Source organism: Staphylococcus sp. 11262D007BW, from assembly GCF_053547815.1.
In genome coordinates this window covers 1,199,463-1,217,439 of sequence record NZ_JBPWPJ010000001.1, presented here as the reverse complement: position 1 = coordinate 1,217,439, position 17,977 = coordinate 1,199,463, and the positions used below count along the sequence as shown (strand labels likewise).

The following is a 17,977-nucleotide window of genomic DNA, read 5'->3' as shown; positions in this document are numbered from 1 at the left end:
AGAACTAGAGAAAAAATAAGCGATCATTTTATTGGTTGCTTATTTAACATTCTCGGAACGTACCTAAAACACCCTCTAGTCTTTGTAAATCAAGCTTTATAAACTCTTTATTCGCCATATATCATGGTTTATAACTGCTGAGATGATGGTGTTTGATAATAGCAAGTACCAAATATATCAAGAAAATATTTCTCTGACATGTTGACCTTGCTCTTTTTACTGCATCTTTACAGTCTTAAAATATGTTCATATCATTAAAAACGGCTTTTTGCTACTTGATGTTTATTCTTACTATATAGCCATTGTTATAGTAATCTTTATAGTAAGACATTACCATCGTTTGATTTACGTATTAGTTATTGCGCTGAGTTAGTTGCCTCAGCTTTTGTTTTAAATCCAAATTTACACTTTACTACGATTTAAAAAGTAGTATTTTACATTATATTGCCTAATGTAGATGTTTCTTTTTTATGCTTTGTAACTGTAAATGACTTCATATTTTTATCACTCCTTAAAAAGTAAAAAAATAAGGGTACGTGTGTACCCTATGGTTATAAATTATCGACTGCGTATTGTGCTTCTTCCTCAGTAAATTGTTCTCCATAGCTAGATATTAATTGGTCATAAATTGCATTATCAGACATATTCATGTCATCAGCATAAGTCTTCGCTTTTTCTAAAGCATTCTTTTTATAATCGGCATCTAAATTGTCAATTGCATATTGTGCAGCATCTTCTGGGAACTGTTCACCATATTCTGAAGTTAATTGGTCATATATACCAGATTTAGACATATGCATAACGTTTGAATAAGTTTCCGCTTTCTTTAATGCTGATTTTTGTTCTCTTGTTGGTTTATCTGATTGATTATTGCTTTGTGAATATTCCGTTTTAGTATTTTCAGATTCATCTACACCTACGTTATTAGTATCATTTTCATTACTTTCTCTTTTTTGGTCAATAGATTGCTCATTATTAGAATTCTGTACAACTTCTTCATTATTGGTATTTGCAAAACTATTAATAGCGATAATTGCTATAATAACAGTTATAGTGATTTTAACCCATTTTTTCCAACCCATGTGTTTCCACATTAAATAAAGACCGATTGGGAAGAAAAATACTAATGTTAAAATAGTAAACCAAGCTGATTGATACCATTTTTTCTTTTCTGACATTTCTCATGTCTCCTTTACATATTTATATATAACTAACGGGGGAATTTGTGTAATATAATCCCCGTGAATTACCGATAAATCGTATTTATTTTTATAATGTTCGACAGTTTATTGTGTAAAACCCTTTAAAATTTCAAAAAAAGAGCCATTACATCCTAATAATGTAGACCTTACTCAAAATTCGTCTACAATACTAAGTAATGTAATGACGGACTCATATGCTTCTCTATATGTTTTTTTAATTAATCTAAAATATTATCAAAATATAAATGACGAGGTGTAACTTCCACAGCTAACACTTCATTTTTTGGGAATTACTTAAATTTATATCTATAAATATGACATCATTATCTAAAAAACAAGTAAACCGAATTTATCTTTTGCTTTTGTTATCATTTCAACAAACTCTTTATTTTACTTCTATTCTACCTCTTTTTTAGAATCACTTTATGTAATAATAATTTACTATAAATGATAATTGTTTGCAATAAAAATATCTAACTCTTTTTAAAATTTTTATCATTTTAATTGATGATATAGTTGTAATAGTTGAACATAAAGTGAAAACGATATAAGGCAAAATTAAGTAATATGTGTTTTTAAGTTATAATTTTCAATAAATAATATAATTAGTATTGGATATTAGTAATATCAATGTGAAATAGGTTTAACCATAAGCGGTAGATTAGTGAATAAATGTCTTTAACACATACTTATAGTGTGAAGGTTGTTATGTGAAAGTGTGTTAAAGTACCATGAACAAATAGTGAGATAAGAAGTTATTCAATTTTCAGTGAAGAACAATAATAATTAAAGTTAATGATTCTGTAAAATAGTTCACAAAGATACGCGAAATTAATAATATTATTATGTATTGAAAGTTATAAAATATCAAAACGAAACAATTTAATTGACAAACTTCAGTTGAATGATACCTTGTAATCAAATATAAATTTAAATAAAGTTGAAAAAATAGTCTTTCATCAATGACTAATTTGGTATAATGTATAAGAAGTAAGGAGGGGAGAATGAGGAGAACATAAAAGCAGCAAAAGTGTAAATTCTTGAGTAGAATTAATTTATTAGTCATTTAAATCCAATCCACTTTTGTTTTTAGATTAAAGAGAGGCTTTGTCCTCGAGACTTTAAAATATAACTTATTCCTCATTTCGAATATATGAAAATTACGGTGAAGATACGAAAAACAACAAGGAATGAAATGATAAAAGGGTTAATTACGTGGTTTATTTTAGCTCTAATTGTAATTATGATATTTAAGTGGAAGTTTTAAATGTATGGTATTAATAATATAAAAAATGTAATTCTTATTAGAATTTGTTATAACATCCTATTAGGTTGAAAAAGATAAGTGCATAACCGCTGCGAAGATGACAAGATTGCTTAGTGTTAAAAATAAAATTAACGATTTAACATTAAATATAGTGGGGAATTATACAATTATTAAAAGAACTAGAGTAAAATTAAAGCGACCAATAAATGGTCGCTTTTTCGATTTTTATTAAATAATTTACTTTTCAATATTAAATTAGTAGGGTAGTTTTGCTACTCTCCTAGTTATAAATTGTCAATCGCATATTGTGCTTCCTCTTCAGTGAATTGGTCACCATAACTAGATACCAATTGGTCATATATAGCGTTTTTCGACATATTTTGATCATCTTGATAAGATTGAGCAGCTTTCAAAGCATTTTCTTTATAGTCCACTTTTAGATTATCAATAGCATATTGTGCATCTTCTGCAGAAAATTGATCGCCTGCATCAGCAGTTAATTGATCATATATCCCTTGTTTTGACATATGCATTGTGTCCGCATATGTTTTAGCTGATTCTAAAGCTGCAGTTTGTTCTGCATTAGCATTAGAATCTTTTTGTATTTCTGATGACCCTTTATTAATTTCTTTGTCAACTTCATTAACTACAAAACTTGAACATGCAGTAAAAATGATTGCTAAAATAATAAAAGCACCTAAACAACCACCACATCCCCACAGCCAACGTTTTTTGCTCTTTGATGCTTGTTCCTTTTTATAATCCTCAAATTGTTGTTGCTGTCTAGCGAGTAATTCTTCGTTTGTTAATTCGGTTTTATCTGACATTGGCATGTCCTCCTTAAATTGATTTATATAACTAACGAGGGAAACTGAATTAATGTTATCCTCGTGAATTATCGTTAAGTATTTATAGTGTTGGTTATAGTAGGTAAGGCTACAAAAAGTGTTAATATTACTTAAAACAACTTTTTATAACGTAAATTTCTTAACACAATATTAGAAAATATCTGAAATTCAATCCTATATTTACCTAAAAATAAGGGTACTTACTTGATTTTATCGAGTTCTAACCTGAGTGCACCATACTTTTAAAATTGATATACATCAGGAACACTCACTTATATTTGAAGTGTTCCTAATGCTTATGTCTCTAACTCTAAAGTAAAAATACCATTTATAATTTAGACAACTCTTCTTGCATTTCTTCTTCTGTCATTAAGCCAGCATCAACCCATGATTGATATCTTTGTGCCATTTGATCTTCATAAGAGATACCATTTTGAATTTTGACAGAGCTTTCATAGGCTGCATGAGCCGGTCCTTCCATAACTGTACCTTGTGGAATGACTCCGTTAGCTACCGCACTGTTATAAGCTTCAATCTTTTGCTCTTCAGCGTAATTGCCATAAATAACATTTTCTAAAGTAGATTGGTCAGTTATATTAGAGGTGTTTATTTGTGCGTAAGTATTCTGATTGTATTCACTTTGCATACTGTCATCTTGTATATTGTCATTTTGTGAAATTTCTTCTTCTGCGGCATCGTTCATATTCTCTTGAGATGATGAAGATTGCTCATCAGAAGAAACATCTTGTTCCTCAGAAGACTTAGTTTCTGTATTTTCGTTGCTGTCATTTTTTGTTTCTTTTTTATCTTTAGATTCAGTTGTTTGTGCTTCTTTTGTTTTAGTGTCTTCTTTCTTATCTGTTTCTTGATTATCGCCACATGCTGTGAGCAGTAGGGCGGAAGATAGTGTTAACGCACCCAATAATTTTAATTTCATTGTAGTATCTCTCCTTAAAATTATGTAATAAGTCAATTTTTTCTATACTTCATTATTATGCGTATGTCTACTTCAAATTGAGTGACAAAATAAACAGTCAATCAGTTACTGAGATTGATATATTACTCACTTTGAATGAAGCACTATATTAGATGTGTACAAAGAAATATAGTAGTCCAATTTATTATATAATTATACGAAAGACATGACAATATGGATTATAAATAAATGTGTGAATTTTCGTTTGTATTGGTAAAGCGTTTATTTATATGACGGCCGTCTTCAATATGTTATCAATGCAAGTTCGCTAGTTAACGTCTATAATAGAAGTAATTGAGATAATAGGGGGATTTCTTATGGAACAACATTGGTTGGTCAAACAAGCGCAACAAAACCCTAATAAAATAGCGGTTGAGACATCTCAATATTCAATGACTTTTGAAGCTTTATTTGAATTAGCTCAAAAGAAAGGTATGGCTTTAAAAGAGCTCCAACGTCATAGATTAGGATTACATATAGATAATTCCATTGAGTCATTGATTTTGATTCATGCCGCATGGCTTTATAATATTGAAATTGCGTTAATTAATAATCGACTTACTGAGGATGAAATGATTAAACAAATGCAGTCTATTGATGTTGATACAATTATAACTACACAAGGTCTGTCGTTAGATGCGTCATTTAGATTGTTTACTTTTGAAGATTTGAATACGACATCATTGTATCCGGTCGAAACGTTACAATCTGAAGATCAAATTGCTTCTATTATGTTTACATCAGGTACGACTGGCGTTCAAAAAGCAGTACCTCAAACATTTGCAAATCATCGTGCCAGTGCTGAAGGATGTCAAAGTAGTTTAGGATTTGATGAGTCTTCTAAATGGTTACTGGTCTTACCGCTATATCATATTTCAGGTTTAAGTATTGTTTTAAGAAGTATGTTAGCTGGATTTACGATATATCTTATGTCGAAATTTGAGACGGAACGAACGTTAGATGTCATAAAAAATCAATATATTACACATGCGTCGTTAGTGCCTGTCACTTTAAAAAGATTAATGAAAAATGGCCTCACAGAACCTTTTCACTTAAAGAAAATTCTTCTAGGCGGAGCTAAACTTAGCCACCAGTTTATTCAACAGGGGCTTGAATATCATTTACCTATTTATAATTCTTTTGGTATGACTGAAACTTGTTCACAATTTTTAACCGCTTCTCCAGAGATGTTAAAAAGCCACAAAGATACTGTGGGCAAAGCAAGTGATAATCAGGCGATTAAAATTGTCAATGTTAATGATGAAGGGCATGGCGAATTGTGTGTTAAAGGAGCCAATGTGATGAATGGTTATTTATTCCCCGCTAATATTGATGATCAAGTATTTGATGATGAAGGGTATTTCTATACAGGAGATATTGCAAGTATCAACGAAGAGGGTTATGTCACTATTTATGATAGACGTAAAGATTTAATTATTAGTGGGGGAGAAAATATATACCCTAATGAAATTGAAAATGTAGCTAAAACACATCCTCTTGTTAATGATGCGATGTGTGTAGGTGTAAAAGATGAGACTTGGGGGCAACGTCCGTTTTTATATATTGTCGCTGATGACGCGTGCACTAATTTATTGCAGTTTTTATCTGAACGTTTGGCCAAATATAAATTACCTATTGCTATTCAACAAATTGAATCTTTACCGTATACAAGTACAGGTAAATTAAAGCGTCAATTCATAGCGGGTGAATGGACATGATATTAAAGCAGCTTCATTTTTATCGTTTTGATGCTGTCTTTCATCACGTCATTAAAACACCACGTATTGAAATGGCTCAACGTCCAACTTTAATCATTGGTATTACAGATGACGAAGGAAATGAATGGTTTGGAGAATGCAATGCTTTTGAAACGGATTGGTATCATTTCGAAACGATTGATTCAGTCATGCACACACTTCAATTGTGGTTCCAACGTGTGAAGGGACGTGCTATTGAATCTTTTAAAGCAGCTCAAGATATTTTGCAATCTCTAGATAGCAAACCTGCTGCACGTGCAACGGCGATGATGGCGTTATATCAAGCATTTCATGACTTATCTACATTTCAGGTTCAAATGACGACAACGATGAATGGGGATTTATCTCAGCGCATTATTAATCTCGAACAAACTGGTCGTATTAAAATTAAATGGAATACTGATATATTAGACCAAGTTAAATGGTTGAGTTCAATGTATCCAGACATACCAATTTCAACCGATGCAAATCAAACCTTAACTACAGCGCATTACGACGAACTAAGACAACTTCAACAGAGTCAATTAGCATTTATTGAGGAACCGTTTTTAAATTTTGAAGATATCGACCAAAATCAAATGATGCCGCCGATAGCCATTGATGAAAAAGCAACAAACTTATCTCGTATAGAAGCACTTATTGATGATTATCCTATTAGTGTGGTGGTAATTAAGCCATTTCGTATAGGGGGTATTGATCGAGTGGTTGAGATAATACGTAAGCTCCAAAATGAAGGTATAAAAGTAGTTATTGGTGGGATGTATGAGCTTGGATTAAGTCGCTATTTTACCGCTTATTTAAGTCAGTTTGGAGATTATGCTGGAGATGTCACACCTCATGGTTACTATTTTAAAGATGATATCGTGAATCATGTGGGGAAACTTCAAAATGGCCGGTTGACATTTGATAAACCGTACGTGGATAAACAGCAATTAACATACCTTTTTTCGGTCTAAGTATCAGAGGGGAGACGTAAATGACCACGTCTCAGCCTCTTAATGAATAGAAAGATTATTGTGATTTATGTTTGTGTTCTTTTTTTAAAGGCACAGGGTCAAAGCCACCTTCATGAAATGGATGACATTTTAAAATGCGTTTTAATCCTAACCAACCGCCTTTAAGTACACCATGCACTTGGATAGCTTCTAATGTGTAGTTTGAACATGTTGGGTAGAATCGGCATGAAGGTGGCGTTAATGGAGAGATGACTTTTTGATAAAATCTAATCATTAGAATGAATACGCGTTTCAAATTAAAACTTCCTTTATAGCTTAGTTTTATCCTATTTTAACACGAATAGAAAGGAGATGATGTTTTGAGGTATCGAGATAAATATCAACAACAAGTAGAATTAACATATCGATCAGATGGAGATGAAAAAACAGGAAGTCATGTATTAGCACTGCCAATCTATCGTAATCAGCTCCTTTTTACTAAACATAAGCGAAGAGGTATTGAGTTTCCAGGTGGTAAATGTGAAGCGGGTGAAAAAAGTGAGCAAGGTCTTGAAAGGGAGTTATATGAAGAGACGGGGGCCTCTATTCAAGACGCTTATTACATAGCACAATATAGTGTCAATGGGACTCATAATCACTTTAATAAAGATGTGTATGTTGTGTTTGTTGACCGCATTGAATGCAAAGAGGATTATTTGGAAACGAATGGACCGATTTTATATCATACGGTTGAGGATATACCTGAAAAAGAAAAAAGTGAGTTGTTAAAGGATCGAGCCATATTACAATGTGTTGAAAGGATGATGGAGCTTGGCTTTTATCGATAAAAAACGAATGCCAGCTGAGTTACAACATCATGTCGTTGAAGAATGGACTTATCAAGTAGATCAATTAAAAGTAAAAGGCTTATGCGTTATACCAACCAAAAAAGTACGTCGTATTGTGATTTATTTACGCGGTGGAAAAGGTCATGTTGGAAGAGTAAGATTAGCGCGGTTATTACAATTTAAAGATGCGCATACCCTTGTCTTTGCGCCATACTATCGAGGAAGTAATGGTAGTGAGGGGCGTGATGACTTTGCAGGGAACGATTTAAAAGACGTGACTGAAGCTGTACGTTATTTAAAAGATCAGTATCCACAAGCCTATTTACATTTAATAGGGTTTTCACGTGGAGGAATCCAAGGGTTATTGACTTATCAAAAGGTACAAGCAGATAGTTATATCATTTGGGGTGGTGTTACAGACTTACATTTGATGTACGAAGAACGTGTTGATTTAAGGGGCATGTTACGTCGAATGGTAGGACATCCTAAAAAACAGATAGAAGCCTATCGTCAAAGAGATGCAATGAAGCAAATCGATGCCTCATCACCACCGATTTTAATTATACATGGACATCAAGATATTCAAGTGGGGATTCATCAATCCTATGCTTTGGAGCAACATTTAAGAGAACAAGATGTTTATTTTGAAACGTTATATCAACAACACGAAGGACATGTGCCACGACCTGATGCGATGGCTAAGGTGTTAGACTATATTTATCATTGGATGGATCGTATTGAGCAGTCGAGTGAGAAAGCATAATATTAAAAAATCGAGGGACCACTGCCCTCGATTTTTTAGTAGATAATGATTAACCTTTAAAACCGCCATTTTTTTCTAAATCGCTAGAGGCTTCACCAAATTTTTTGAAGTTCTCTTTAAAGCGAGAAATTAAATCATTAGCTTGTGCATCATATGCTTCTTTATCTGTCCATGCATTTTTAGGGTTTAAAATAGTAGTTGGTACATCTTCAACAGATGTAGGGATATTTAAACCAAATACGTCATCTTGTTCAAATGGAACGTCTTTAAGTTTACCACTAATAGCATCATTAACCATTTTACGTGTGTATTTTAACTGGATACGATTACCTTCTCCATATTTACCGCCAGTCCATCCTGTGTTTACAAGATAAACGTCTACTTCATGTTTATCAATTAACTCACCTAATAAATCAGCGTAGACATTCGCATTTAAAGGTAAGAATGGGGCACCAAAACATGTTGAGAATGAAGGTTGTGGTTCAGTGATACCACGTTCAGTACCTGCTAGTTTTGAAGTGAAACCACTTAAGAAATGATACATCGCTTGATCTTTCGTTAATTTTGAAATAGGTGGTAAAACACCAAATGCATCAGCTGTTAAGAAAATAATTGTGTTCGGATGAGATGCTTTTGATGGTAAAACGATATTATCGATATGATGAATCGGATAAGCTGCACGTGTGTTTTCAGTGTAACGGTTATCATCAAAATCGATATAACCATGTTCATCGACTACTAAATTTTCTAAAACAGTACCATAACGAATGGCGTTATAGATTTGTGGTTCTTTTGTAGCAGATAAGTTGATTGCTTTTGCATAACAGCCACCTTCAATATTGAAGACACCATTAGCGTTCCAACCGTGTTCATCGTCTCCGATTAACTTACGATCTGGATCAGCTGAAAGAGTTGTTTTTCCTGTTCCAGAAAGTCCGAAAAATAGTGCTACGTCACCTTTTTCACCAACATTCGCAGAGCAATGCATACTCATAATATCTTGTTGTGGTAATAAGTAATTCATGACAGAGAAGATTGATTTTTTCATTTCTCCTGCATATTCCGTACCACCAATTAATACGATTTTATGTTTGAAAGAGATAATGACAAATGTTTCAGAACGCGTACCATCTTTTTCAGGGTCTGCTTTAAAAGTAGGCGCTGAAACGATAGTAAAATCAGAGCGAATTTTTGAAGCTTCTTCTTTTGAGCTTGGTCTGATAAACATATTTTGTGCAAATAAATTATGCCATGCAAACTCATTAATGACAGTAAGTTTAAGTTGAGAATCTTTGTCGCTGCCTGCATAACCGTTAAATACAAACACTTCATCTTTTTGATCAAGATAATCAAGTACTTGATGATAAAGATTTAAAAACTTATCTTCTGAAATAGGTTGGTTAATTGAACCCCAGTCGATATCGTCTTTTACTTGTGGGTTGTCTACGATAAATTTGTCTTTAGGGGAACGACCAGTGTATTCACCAGTTTTGGCATTAATTGCGCCAAGCTCAGTTAATTCTGCTTCATCGCGTTTTAAAATTTTGTTGTAGAGTTCAGTTGTTGTAAGTTGAAAATGTGAAGTAGGCTTGTCAATAAGTGCGTCCATTTGTTTTGTATCAAATGACATGAAATATCCCTCCAGTAATTTTTCGGCGTCGATAATGTAAGCCTTTACACTAAAAGAGTATAACACATTAGAGAATTAATCTATACAGTTAAATGACATTTTAACTAGAAATAACGTGTACATTGAATGAATATGTATAAATGTACAAATTATAAGTATTTGAGATAGGTTGATTTATAATTAAAATGACAAGCTTGACAGCCTTAATAGGTTTTCGTGTAAGAAAATTGACATATTTAATTGAGGTATTGTAATATAAACAAAGTGGATTCTCTTATCCTGAGTGGTGGAGGGACATGGACCCTATGAAACCCAGCAACCTCTTTGAACAAAGAAAGGTGCCAAACCGTTTGCAGACACATAGTCTGAACGATAAGAGCGAATGGACGTTTTGAGCCTTCACTCTATCTTTGGTAGTGTTGAAAGGCTCTTTTTTATTTAGCTCAGATATAGAGAATGCTCGTAATACATTTTAAAGGAGTATGTTATGTCAAATAATAAACGTTTATTTACATCAGAATCAGTTACTGAAGGCCATCCAGATAAGATTGCAGACCAAATTTCTGATGCCATTTTAGATGCCATTTTAAATGGTGATCCCAATGCACGTGTTGCTTGCGAAACAACAGTTACAACAGGAATGGCGTTAATCTCTGGAGAAATTTCTACATCTACATATGTGGATATCCCAAAAGTCGTACGAGAGACTGTTAAAGAAATTGGATATACACGCGCTAAATATGGATATGATTTCAAAACGATGTCTGTATTAACTGCAATCGATGAACAATCTCCAGATATTGCACAAGGTGTTGATCGCGCACTAGAATATCGTGATGAAACAAGTGAAGAACAACTTAACACTGGTGCTGGAGACCAAGGATTAATGTTTGGTTATGCTACAAATGAAACAGATACATTTATGCCTTTACCTATAGATTTATCTCACAAATTAGCTAAACGCTTATCAGAAGTGCGTAAAGATGGCACTTTAGAGTATTTACGTCCTGATGGCAAAGTACAAGTTACAATTGAGTATGATGAGCAACATCAACCTCAACGCATTGACACGATTGTCGTATCATCACAACATCATGAAGAAATTGAATTAGAAAAGATTCAAAATGATATTAAAAAACATGTCATTTATCCAGTCATTGATTCAAAATTATTAGATGAAGAGACTAAATTCTTCATTAACCCTACTGGACGTTTTGTTATTGGTGGCCCACAAGGTGACGCCGGTTTAACAGGTCGAAAAATTATTGTTGATACGTACGGTGGTTATGCGCGTCACGGCGGCGGTGCATTCTCAGGTAAGGATCCTACAAAAGTAGACCGCTCTGGAGCTTATGCTGCACGTTATGTTGCTAAAAATATTGTAGCTGCTGGCATTGCAGATAAGTGTGAAGTGCAGTTAGCCTATGCGATTGGTGTAGCACAACCAGTATCTATTTCAATCGATACATTTGGTACAAGTTCAGTGAGTGAAGAAGCATTAATTGAAGCTGTACGTCAAAACTTTGATTTACGTCCTGCGGGCATTATTAAAATGTTGGATTTACAACGTCCAATTTATCGTCAAACTGCAGCATATGGACACTTCGGAAGAAATGATATTCAATTACCATGGGAAAATACAGATAAAGTAGAAGTACTAAAAGAAACTTTAAAATAAAACGGTGTATTTTTAGATTATCTATGGCTAATTTAATATTTATCTAATATAATGGTTTAAGTATAGATTAACGAGATAAAAGGAAGGTAATTTAAAAATGACACAATTTGGTCCAATGGAAATTGGCTTAATTGCAGCTATTGTTCTTGCAGTGATATTTTTACTGTTATTCATTGTTACATTGAATAGTAAAAAGAAAGCGCAATCGAAATATGCACAACAATTTGAAACAAAACAAGAAAAATTAAAGCACGAGCGCGATGAAGAAATAGAAAAAATCCGTATCGAAAAGAAAAAAGCCGATACAAAACATAAGCAAGAATTTGAATCAATGGTATCTTCCAAAGACCGTGAAATTGATGCGTTAAAATTATTTTCAAAAAATCGTAGTGAATATGTAACGGACATGCGTTTATTAGGGATTCGAGAGCGTTTAGTAGCAGAAAAACGTATTCGACCTGAAGATATGCACATTATGGCGAATATATTTTTACCGTCTAATGAATTTGAAGACATTACAAGAATTAGTCATCTTGTATTAACGCGTACGGGTTTATATATCATTGACTCAGAAGCATTAAAAGGACATGTCTATCAAGGCATCAGCCAACAACAATTTGCTGAAAACCCAATGATGGAACATGTATTTAACACATTGAATATTGATTCAACATCACCACAAACGATTGTTTTAGATGAAGATGACTCACATCAAGATAATGGTTTAGCAATAAAGGATTATACTGACCGTTTATCACAAGTAGAAGATGTAGCTGCTAAGTTACAAAGAGAGCTTCAGTTAAAATATACACCTGTCTCTATACTTTATTTTAATCCGAAGCATGAGGGTGATGTCACAATTTCAAATTATGCAAATCATACCTCTACTAAAATACTTGTAGGACCAGAGCAATTAAACGAATACTTTAATAAATTCGTTTTCCATGGCCGTATTCAGTATGATGTTGATGCGTTACAAGATATAATGGAAAAAATTGAATCGTTCAATTAACAATATGAACCTACTATTTCAGTGAATTGAAATAGTAGGTTTTTTAAGTTGGGCCACTATGAACAGTCGACTAGGTGAGGGATCTTTATATCTCAGACCTTATTAACATATGCTTGAGTAAGCTAGTTTAATTAGTTTATTAACAGTCAACTCTGTTTTAAAATATAACTATCATGTTACAAGGAGTGAAAATGATGCGTTACTCATTTTATAATGGCAATCCAATCCCTAAGATAGGGCTTGGCACATTTCGCGTTGCCAACGATGATAATGTTAAAAATGCAGTCAAACATGCTATCAAAAGTGGCTATCGTAGTATTGATACTGCAAAAATCTATCAAAATGAAGAAAAAGTTGGAGAAGGTATTAGAGAGGCCATTGAAGAAATGAATTTATCACGTGACGATATTTTCGTGACTTCTAAATTATGGTTAACTGACTATGGTCGTGAAAATGTAGAAGATGCGTATAATGCTTCCTTAAAACGTCTAGGATTAGATTATTTAGATCTTTATTTAGTGCACTGGCCAGGTTTAGATGAAGACGTAATGATTGATACATGGAAAGGTATGGAAGACTTATATCAATCAGGTAAAGTAAGCAATATTGGTGTAAGTAATTTTAATGTAGAACATTTAGATAAATTATTAAGCCAAGCCAAAATAAAACCTGTCATCAATCAAGTTGAATTTCATCCTTATTTAACACAAGAACGTTTAAAAGCATATCTAAAAGCACAAAAGATTCAAATGGAATCATGGTCTCCATTAATGAATGCGCGCATTTTAGAAGATGAAACTGTTAAAGCGATTGCTGAAGAAGTGGGTAAATCTCCTGCACAAGTAGTATTAAGATGGAATGTGCAACATGAGGTTGTCACAATTCCTAAATCAGTGACACCTTCTCGTATTGAAGAAAATATAGATGTCTTCAACTTTGAATTGTCTCAAGACCAAATGGAACGCTTAAATCAACTTAACGAAGATAAACATATTGGTCCTGACCCATTAACATTTAATGGTGAATAAGGTTGAATTAAAAAAGTCTCTTGCCTAGTGTTAAAAAACTAGACAAGAGACTTTCTATTTTACAGACTATATGCGACATAACAACAGCCAAAACAACCTACATATTGTATAATTATATAAGTTAACACGAGGGCATATTGCTTTTGTTTAATCAATTGGACAAGCTCTAATTGAAGCGTTGAAAAGGTAGTTAGTCCTCCTAAAAATCCAGTGATGAGAAATACATTTAACCATTGATGTTGAAGTATGATGCCACTAATAAACCCAATGAGACAAGCACCAAGGAGATTGGCAATTAATGTTCCGATAGGCATTCGAATGTTAACATATCGTTGTGATAATTCAGTGATTACCATTCGACAAAGTGCCCCAATGCCGCCACCTATCATAACAAACAAACTATGCATGACGTACCTCTCCTAACTTCATACCACTATAACAACTTAGAAGGCCTAAACATAAACTACCTAGAGCATAAAGCGATAAAATCATAAAATTTCCAGATGTAAATAACCCCACCAATTCAAATTGAAAGGTTGAAAAGGTGGTTAATGTTCCTAAAAGCCCCGTCGTTAAAAAAACTTTATGGTGTGGTTGTTTTTTAAAGTAATGAGCACATTTGACTGTCAAAAATCCCATAAAAAATGCACCCACTAGGTTACATATTAATGTACCAATTGGAAGGGCATGCCATGTCGGTAAAAAAGAGATGGCGTAGCGAAGTAGTGCCCCAATTGCCCCTCCGATAAAAACATATAAAGAATTCATAGCATTTGACCTCGCTCTATTAAATTAATCCAAACGTTAATAAAGCAGATACGATATGGAAGACAATCACAATCAATAAAATGAATGGTAGGATACGCGCTGCGGTATGAATCCAACTTTTACGTTCAGGTAAATGTTTAATCGAACGATCTGCTAAACTAATTGCAATAATTAAAATAATGGCATTCACGATACTGCTAAATAGTATTAATTTAAAGATTGATGAAAAAAACTGATTAAGTATAGGAATTTGAGTGTTTAAGCATAAGCTAATAATAATAAGTATAACTGATAAATAAAAATATCTCTTAGACTTAGACATCGAAAGCCTCCTTCAATATATCGTTTGTTATCATATCATATTTTAAAGTTGAACGTTATCATTTCACAATGCGTTTCATTTTCAAATAGGTTTGATATAGCCCATCATTATTATTTTAAAGTTTTTATAAGCGAATCAATAGCGTAAAGTAATTTGAAAATGTTATAACATTAATATAAATTATTGCGTTACGAGGAGGCCAAACAAATGGCAGATTTAAATGTAAAAGTATTTGCAGATGGTGCAGATATTGAACAAATGAAAAAAGCTTATCAAAATAAAGAAGTAGATGGTTTTACTACAAATCCTAGCTTAATGGCTAAAGCAGGCGTTAAGGATTACACTCAATTTGCGAAAGAAGTAGTAGAAGCTATACCTGATGCTTCTATTTCATTTGAAGTATTCGCAGATGATATGGAAACAATGGAAAAAGAAGCGGAAGTCATTCAACAATTTGGCGACAATATTTTTGTTAAAATTCCGATCGTCAATACAAAAGGCGAGTCTATGATTCCATTAATTAAATCTTTATCTGCTAAACAAGTAAAATTAAATGTAACTGCGGTATATACGCTTGAACAAGTAGAAGCGATTACTGAAGCTGTGACTGAAGGCGTAGAAACATATGTCTCTGTATTTGCAGGACGTATTGCTGATACAGGAGTAGATCCACTACCACTTATGAAAAAAGCAGTAGAAGTCACACATCGTAAAAAAGGTGTACAACTATTATGGGCAAGCTGTCGTGAGTTATTTAATGTCATCCAAGCTGATGAGATTGGGGCAGATATTATTACATGTCCATCTGACGTTGTGAAGAAAATTCCTAATATCGGAAGAGATATTAATGAATTATCTGTAGATACAGTAAAAGGATTTGCTAAAGATATCCAATCTTCAGGCTTAAGTATTCTTTAGTTTGAAATGATTCATTGAGCATTTTTAATCTATAGTATAAAATTAATAAGCGAGGCAACAAACATATCAGGCGTTTACTATGTTGTTGTCTCGCTTATTATATTAATGAATGAGGCATAAAAAATGAGTAGTCAGGCATTTAAAAAACGTATTGATAAACAAACGTGGTTTTTAAATCATCGCGAAAAAGAAGCACTAAATCAATATATAAACCAACGTTCTGTTGAAACCATTCAACAAGAATATGCAACACCTTCTAAGTTTGTGGCTTCTTATTTAAAGTACGAGCTCTTTAATCAACCTAAATATCGTCATGTTCATGCAGTAACGAATATTTTAGGGTTATTAATAATGAATATCGTCTTGTTAACATTGTTTTTAACAGGATTGATTTTAAGTATAACGACAATGAATGGATTTTTAAGAGGAAATCAAGTTTTATCATCTACACAACTATTTTTATTTATGATTTTAGCGATTGTAGCGATGGTCATAGCAATTTATTTTATTCCTAAAAGTAATCGTTATTTTACCAAACGTATTATAGCTTCCCAATTTAATCGTAAACAGCGATAAAATACGAATTAAATGAATGGATTTGGACTTAATAGAGATGACAACAGATGCGCATCTTTCCATTTTTTTAAGCAAATCGTAAAAGAGACTGGCACATTGAGGGTATGGTTGTTTTTAAAATGAATAAAAGTCGAATTTTTATGAGAAGTTAACCCGATGACGTGTGACATATTTATGTAATACTGAATTGGTGCGCGTCGAGATTGTAAGGGTGATAAGACGATAGAAGGGGAAATATACAAAGGGATGAGATGGTTCGTATGAATCATTTCTCGAGCTAATAATTGTTGCGTATGAAAGTCTTTTTGATAGACATATAAGATTTGTTTTAAGACATTTTTCAATGTTAATTGAGATGTTAAGTGAAACTGTCGAAAAAAGATATCAGTTTGATATTGTATATTTTCTGAGGTTTTAAGATAAAGTAGTTCGTTGTATGCATTTTGATGTGGTTGATTCATGTGAGATGCTCCTTATAATTATGATAATAAATGATGACGTAAAAAATATAGTGTTTCTTTTTTATATTTTTTAACACTCGTAGTTGATTTCTTCATTTTAGTGGCAATTTCTGTTTGGTTAAAACCTTGTTGATATAAAGCGAACCACTGACGATGTGTAGGCGGTAATCGATTCACATAGTGGTGAATTAATAGCTTTATATCTAAAGGGATCGTATTAGTAGCCAAATGTAAGGTTTCTTCAACGGTGGACAATGATTTGGACTTTTGGCGAATTAAATCAATTAGAAAATATTTTAACTTGTATTTAAAATAAGTGTCTTTTTGCGATGATTTTAAGGCATTATAGGTATTCGAAAGTTCCCAAGTTTTAATCAACATTTGTTGATAAAATTCTTCATAGTCATATGTGATTCGATGTTGATGTAATAAGTAATGTATAAATTTGTCATATTTTAAATAGTTTTGATAAAATTGCAAAGTTTATTTCCTACTCTCTAAAATTTGACCGGTCAATTAAGTTATAGCATTACTTTATGTTTGAGACATCTTTTAAATTATGATATTTTGAGTTTAATCTCTTTCAATGAGAGTGTTTTATGATTAAAAGTGAAATAAAGTATGGTAAATATGGTTAATTTAGTCAAAGATTATTTGTTTTTGAGTTTGAGGAGGTTCAAATGGATTACGAACATTTAAATATTGAGCATTTTTTTGCGCGTAATGATGAATTAGATGTCATTAAAGACCGTTCTGATTTTGTGATGATTAATAATTTAACAAAAGTAATGATGTATCGTGAAGGCGAAGCAGAAGGTGAAATTGATTTAGCACCTTATTATTATAATAATCGTTCACAAGCAATGAGTTTTATTATGATGGATTATAAACGAGATCAAAAGTAATGAATTAGTTTACAAATTCGTTACTTTTTTTATGAGTATATGACAAAATCTAAGACGAATTGTTTATATAGTGGCAAGGTGGT

The 17,977-nt window shown here is 32.7% G+C and carries 20 protein-coding genes and 1 riboswitch; of the genes, 10 read left to right on the top strand and 10 right to left on the bottom strand.

Features of this window, described 5'->3' with window-relative positions; all coding sequences use genetic code 11:
• Nucleotides 1-551: 551 nt before the first annotated feature.
• The 3 genes from ACEE93_RS05885 to ACEE93_RS05875 form a co-directional block, all read right to left on the bottom strand.
• On the bottom strand, nucleotides 552-1,178 hold the full coding sequence (locus ACEE93_RS05885; protein WP_449156271.1) for an Ltp family lipoprotein: 627 nt from the start codon (nucleotides 1,176-1,178) through the stop codon (nucleotides 552-554).
• A 1,575-nt stretch (nucleotides 1,179-2,753) separates the two neighbouring features.
• Complete coding sequence (locus ACEE93_RS05880) at nucleotides 2,754-3,296, bottom strand: Ltp family lipoprotein (RefSeq protein ID WP_449156270.1); 543 nt, start codon at nucleotides 3,294-3,296, stop codon at nucleotides 2,754-2,756.
• Nucleotides 3,297-3,645: 349 nt separating this feature from the next.
• Nucleotides 3,646-4,254 (bottom strand): hypothetical protein, encoded by a 609-nt coding sequence (locus tag ACEE93_RS05875; protein ID WP_449156269.1) that lies wholly within the window; start codon nucleotides 4,252-4,254, stop codon nucleotides 3,646-3,648.
• A gap of 356 nt (nucleotides 4,255-4,610) precedes the next feature.
• On the opposite strand from ACEE93_RS05875, the gene menE reads away from it, so the two are divergent.
• Together menE and menC are read left to right on the top strand one after the other, a co-directional pair.
• Nucleotides 4,611-6,011 carry an o-succinylbenzoate--CoA ligase gene (gene menE, locus ACEE93_RS05870; RefSeq protein WP_449156268.1) on the top strand — a complete coding sequence of 467 codons (1,401 nt, stop codon included), beginning with the start codon at nucleotides 4,611-4,613 and terminating at the stop codon, nucleotides 6,009-6,011.
• On the top strand, nucleotides 6,008-7,006 hold the full coding sequence (gene menC / locus ACEE93_RS05865; RefSeq protein WP_449156267.1) for an o-succinylbenzoate synthase: 999 nt from the start codon (nucleotides 6,008-6,010) through the stop codon (nucleotides 7,004-7,006). Before menE ends, menC begins: the two co-directional genes overlap by 4 nt.
• A gap of 55 nt (nucleotides 7,007-7,061) precedes the next feature.
• Here the strand turns inward: menC and yidD are convergent, their stop codons facing one another.
• Nucleotides 7,062-7,301, bottom strand: coding sequence for a membrane protein insertion efficiency factor YidD (gene yidD / locus ACEE93_RS05860; RefSeq protein ID WP_449156266.1), 240 nt, complete (start codon nucleotides 7,299-7,301; stop codon nucleotides 7,062-7,064).
• Between the two features lie 64 nt (nucleotides 7,302-7,365).
• Between yidD and ytkD the strand changes: the two genes are divergently transcribed.
• Both ytkD and ACEE93_RS05850 read left to right on the top strand, forming a co-directional pair.
• Entirely contained in the window at nucleotides 7,366-7,833 is a 468-nt protein-coding gene (ytkD, locus tag ACEE93_RS05855; RefSeq protein ID WP_449156265.1) for an RNA deprotection pyrophosphohydrolase, read from the top strand.
• The gene (locus ACEE93_RS05850) at nucleotides 7,817-8,596 is read left to right on the top strand and encodes an alpha/beta hydrolase family protein (RefSeq protein ID WP_449156264.1); all 780 of its coding nucleotides are present in this window, start codon (nucleotides 7,817-7,819) and stop codon (nucleotides 8,594-8,596) included. The genes ytkD and ACEE93_RS05850 overlap by 17 nt, the downstream gene beginning before the upstream one ends.
• 49 nt (nucleotides 8,597-8,645) lie before the next feature.
• On the opposite strand, the gene pckA is transcribed toward ACEE93_RS05850, so the two are convergent.
• Nucleotides 8,646-10,226 carry a phosphoenolpyruvate carboxykinase (ATP) gene (pckA, locus tag ACEE93_RS05845; RefSeq protein ID WP_449156263.1) on the bottom strand — a complete coding sequence of 527 codons (1,581 nt, stop codon included), beginning with the start codon at nucleotides 10,224-10,226 and terminating at the stop codon, nucleotides 8,646-8,648.
• Nucleotides 10,227-10,497: 271 nt separating this feature from the next.
• Nucleotides 10,498-10,605, top strand: a riboswitch (SAM riboswitch).
• Nucleotides 10,606-10,713: 108 nt separating this feature from the next.
• Between pckA and metK the strand changes: the two genes are divergently transcribed.
• From metK to ACEE93_RS05830, 3 genes are all read left to right on the top strand, one after another.
• Entirely contained in the window at nucleotides 10,714-11,904 is a 1,191-nt protein-coding gene (gene metK / locus ACEE93_RS05840; RefSeq protein ID WP_449156445.1) for a methionine adenosyltransferase, read from the top strand.
• 97 nt (nucleotides 11,905-12,001) lie between these two features.
• Nucleotides 12,002-12,916, top strand: coding sequence for an NERD domain-containing protein (locus ACEE93_RS05835; RefSeq protein ID WP_449156261.1), 915 nt, complete (start codon nucleotides 12,002-12,004; stop codon nucleotides 12,914-12,916).
• 191 nt (nucleotides 12,917-13,107) lie between these two features.
• Nucleotides 13,108-13,944, top strand: a complete 837-nt coding sequence (locus tag ACEE93_RS05830; RefSeq protein WP_449156260.1) for an aldo/keto reductase — start codon at nucleotides 13,108-13,110, stop codon at nucleotides 13,942-13,944.
• A 59-nt stretch (nucleotides 13,945-14,003) separates the two neighbouring features.
• On the opposite strand, the gene ACEE93_RS05825 is transcribed toward ACEE93_RS05830, so the two are convergent.
• Genes ACEE93_RS05825 through ACEE93_RS05815 form a run of 3 tightly spaced genes read right to left on the bottom strand, consistent with a single transcriptional unit; the run spans nucleotide 14,004 to nucleotide 15,034 of the window.
• Nucleotides 14,004-14,351: a fluoride efflux transporter FluC gene (locus tag ACEE93_RS05825; protein ID WP_449156259.1), complete on the bottom strand. Its 348-nt coding sequence runs from the start codon at nucleotides 14,349-14,351 to the stop codon at nucleotides 14,004-14,006.
• Nucleotides 14,344-14,712 (bottom strand): fluoride efflux transporter CrcB, encoded by a 369-nt coding sequence (crcB, locus tag ACEE93_RS05820; RefSeq protein WP_449156444.1) that lies wholly within the window; start codon nucleotides 14,710-14,712, stop codon nucleotides 14,344-14,346. The genes ACEE93_RS05825 and crcB overlap by 8 nt, the downstream gene beginning before the upstream one ends.
• 19 nt (nucleotides 14,713-14,731) lie before the next feature.
• On the bottom strand, nucleotides 14,732-15,034 hold the full coding sequence (locus tag ACEE93_RS05815; RefSeq protein ID WP_449156257.1) for a hypothetical protein: 303 nt from the start codon (nucleotides 15,032-15,034) through the stop codon (nucleotides 14,732-14,734).
• Nucleotides 15,035-15,241: 207 nt separating this feature from the next.
• Here ACEE93_RS05815 and ACEE93_RS05810 point away from each other — a divergent pair, with 207 nt between their 5' ends.
• Both ACEE93_RS05810 and ACEE93_RS05805 read left to right on the top strand, forming a co-directional pair.
• The gene (locus ACEE93_RS05810; RefSeq protein ID WP_449156256.1) at nucleotides 15,242-15,952 is read left to right on the top strand and encodes a transaldolase; all 711 of its coding nucleotides are present in this window, start codon (nucleotides 15,242-15,244) and stop codon (nucleotides 15,950-15,952) included.
• 123 nt (nucleotides 15,953-16,075) lie between these two features.
• Nucleotides 16,076-16,528 carry a hypothetical protein gene (locus ACEE93_RS05805; RefSeq protein ID WP_449156255.1) on the top strand — a complete coding sequence of 151 codons (453 nt, stop codon included), beginning with the start codon at nucleotides 16,076-16,078 and terminating at the stop codon, nucleotides 16,526-16,528.
• Nucleotides 16,529-16,536: 8 nt separating this feature from the next.
• Here the strand turns inward: ACEE93_RS05805 and ACEE93_RS05800 are convergent, their stop codons facing one another.
• Both ACEE93_RS05800 and ACEE93_RS05795 read right to left on the bottom strand, forming a co-directional pair.
• Entirely contained in the window at nucleotides 16,537-16,989 is a 453-nt protein-coding gene (locus ACEE93_RS05800; protein WP_449156254.1) for a competence protein ComK, read from the bottom strand.
• A gap of 18 nt (nucleotides 16,990-17,007) precedes the next feature.
• Complete coding sequence (locus tag ACEE93_RS05795) at nucleotides 17,008-17,469, bottom strand: sigma-70 family RNA polymerase sigma factor (RefSeq protein WP_449156253.1); 462 nt, start codon at nucleotides 17,467-17,469, stop codon at nucleotides 17,008-17,010.
• A 200-nt stretch (nucleotides 17,470-17,669) separates the two neighbouring features.
• Here ACEE93_RS05795 and ACEE93_RS05790 point away from each other — a divergent pair, with 200 nt between their 5' ends.
• Nucleotides 17,670-17,894, top strand: coding sequence for a hypothetical protein (locus ACEE93_RS05790; protein ID WP_449156252.1), 225 nt, complete (start codon nucleotides 17,670-17,672; stop codon nucleotides 17,892-17,894).
• Nucleotides 17,895-17,977: the final 83 nt, after the last annotated feature.